The 2,393-nt window shown below is 67.5% G+C and carries 2 protein-coding genes; one reads left to right on the top strand and one right to left on the bottom strand.

The window, feature by feature from the left end; genetic code table 11:
- Positions 1-2,022, top strand: a 2,022-nt coding sequence (locus ELR45_RS02405; RefSeq protein WP_205855715.1) for an alpha-mannosidase, incomplete at its 5' end; no start/stop codon positions are given.
- Between the two features lie 167 nt (positions 2,023-2,189).
- Here the strand turns inward: ELR45_RS02405 and ELR45_RS02400 are convergent.
- The gene (locus tag ELR45_RS02400; RefSeq protein ID WP_129663111.1) at positions 2,190-2,375 is read right to left on the bottom strand and encodes a hypothetical protein; all 186 of its coding nucleotides are present in this window, start codon (positions 2,373-2,375) and stop codon (positions 2,190-2,192) included.
- Between the last annotated feature and the right edge of the window lie 18 nt (positions 2,376-2,393).

Below are 2,393 nucleotides of genomic sequence, written 5' to 3'. Positions count from 1 at the left end.
GAGGCGATGGCCCGGCAGTTCGTTGCCGGCAAGCGGCTCTTCATTGAAGAATTCGGCGTCGAGCCGCTGGAGGCGTGGCTGCCGGACTCGTTCGGATACTCGGCGGCGTTGCCGCAGATCGTGGTCGAAGCCGGAAGCCGGTGGTTCCTCACGCAGAAGATCTCCTGGAACGAGACCAACGCGATGCCGCACCACACCTTCCTCTGGGAGGGGATCGACGGCACGCGGCTGTTCACGCATTTCCCACCGGTGGACACGTACAACTCGGACCTGAGCGCGACGGAACTGGCGCGGGCGCAACGGCAGTACGCGGAGAAAGGTCTGGCCAACACCTCGCTGGTGCCGTTCGGATACGGCGACGGCGGGGGCGGGCCGACGCGGGAGATGCTGGCGGCAGCCGGCCGACAGGCGTCGCTGGAGGGCTCGCCCACCGTCGAACTGGCCACGCCCGCGGAGTTCTTCCGGGCTGCCGAGACCGAGTACGCCCGCCCGCCGGTGTGGTCGGGTGAGTTATACCTGGAGTTCCACCGTGGCACCTACACATCGCAGGCGCGCACCAAGCGGGGCAACCGACGTTCCGAGCACCTGCTGCGGGAGGCGGAGCTGTGGGCGACGACGACGGCGGTTCGCCACGGGTCCGAATACCCGTACGACGATCTCGAACGGCTCTGGCACACGGTGCTATTGCAGCAGTTTCACGACATCCTGCCCGGCTCGTCGATCGCCTGGGTGCATCGGGAGGCCGAGCGGAACTACGCGCGGGTGTCTTCCGAGCTGGAGGAGCTGATCGGCACGTCACTGCGGGAGCTGGCCGGACCCGGCGAGGAGCAGATGTTGTTCAATGCCGGTCCGTTCGCGACGGGCGGTGTGCCGGCGCTCGGGGCCGGTGCTCCGGAGACGAGCGGCCACACGTCCCAGGCGGGTGGTGCCCGTGCCGAGTTGGCTGGATCGGATCACGTGCTGTCGAACGGACGGGTGCGCGTCGTCGTCGATGAGCGTGGGCTGATCACCTCGGTCCGCGACCTGGCCGCGGAGCGTGAGGTGGTTCCGGCCGGCGCGGTGGCGAACCTGCCGCAGCTGTACCGGGACACCCCGACTCAGTGGGACGCGTGGGACGTCGACGAGATCGACCGCCAGACCGGTACGGAGCTGGTCGACGCGGAGACGGTGGAGATCGCCGAGAACACCGGTTCCAGCGCCGGCGTACGAGTCCGCCGGAGGTTCGGCGCGTCGTCACTGACTCAAGTGATCTCGCTGGCAGCGGACTCGCTGTCGATCGAGATCGAGACGACCCTCGACTGGCACGAGCGGCAGAAGTTGCTGAAGCTGGCGTTCCCGCTCGATGTGCACGCGGACCGGTCCGCCTCTGAGATCCAGTTCGGTCACGTGTTCCGGCCCACGCATGCCAACACGTCGTGGGACGCGGCGAAGTTCGAGATCTGCGCGCACCGCTGGGTCCATGTGGGGGAGGCCGGCTACGGAGTGGCGGTGGCGAACGACTCGACCTACGGCCACGACGTCGGCAGGACCACGCGCGACGACGGCGGCACGACCACCACGGTGCGGTTGTCCCTGTTGCGAGCGCCGCTGTTCCCGGACCCGGACGCCGACCAGGGCGAGCACACGCTGCGCTGTTCGTTGGTGGTGGGCGCGTCGATCGGCGACGCCGTGCGGGAAGGGTACCGGCTCAACCTGCCGCTGCGGGAGATACGAGGGGGCGAGCCGATCGGGCCGCTCTTGTCGGTCGACAACCCGGCGGTGGTGGTCGAGGCGGTCAAGCTGGCAGAGGATCGGTCCGGTGACGTCATCGTCCGGCTCTATGAGTCGTTGGGCGGGCGGGCGACGGCGCGGGTCGTTCCGTCGTTCGAAGCGGCAGTGGTGCGCCGGACCGATCTGCTCGAGCGACCAGTCGATCCGCGGCAAAGCCTTGTCCCCGGCGACGGAGCTGCACCTGACGACGGTGCCGTGAAGCTGGAGCTGCGTCCCTTCGAGATCGTCACGCTGCGCTTCACTCGCTTGTGACTTCATCCCCATGGGGGCAACGTGAGCCGGGGCAGTCGTGTACGTCGCCGTGCGGCTTTGGGCCGGTGATCGACGTCGTGAGGGTGGTCGTGGTCGTTCTAGCCGCTGAGGGCGGTTGGAATTGGCGCGACCGCCTTACCGAGGTCGAAGCCGTTCGCCGGTCCCGCTTAGCCGTCTCCGGCTTGCTTGTTCATCAGCTCCTGGTGGTGATCCTCGTAGATCTTCGCCAAGCTCACGGCGTCATTGCGGTTGGCGAAGACGCCACTGGACATGAACTCCTCGCGCTGCTTGTCGTAGACCTTCCAGGAGCCGTCGTCGTCCTTCTTCGTGATAAACCGCTTGTCGTCCGCCATCTACTGTTTCCTCCCCGT

This window comes from Phytoactinopolyspora endophytica (genome assembly GCF_004138495.1).
Lineage (GTDB): Bacteria > Actinomycetota > Actinomycetes > Jiangellales > Jiangellaceae > Phytoactinopolyspora > Phytoactinopolyspora endophytica.
The sequence above is the reverse complement of the archived record's forward strand: the minus strand, read 5'-3'. Positions and strand labels throughout refer to the sequence as shown.

Coding starts and splice junctions, on each gene's coding strand:
- ELR45_RS02400 (WP_129663111.1), bottom strand. CDS start 2,375: ATGGCGGACGACAAGCGGTTTATCACGAAGAAGGACGACGACGGCTCC.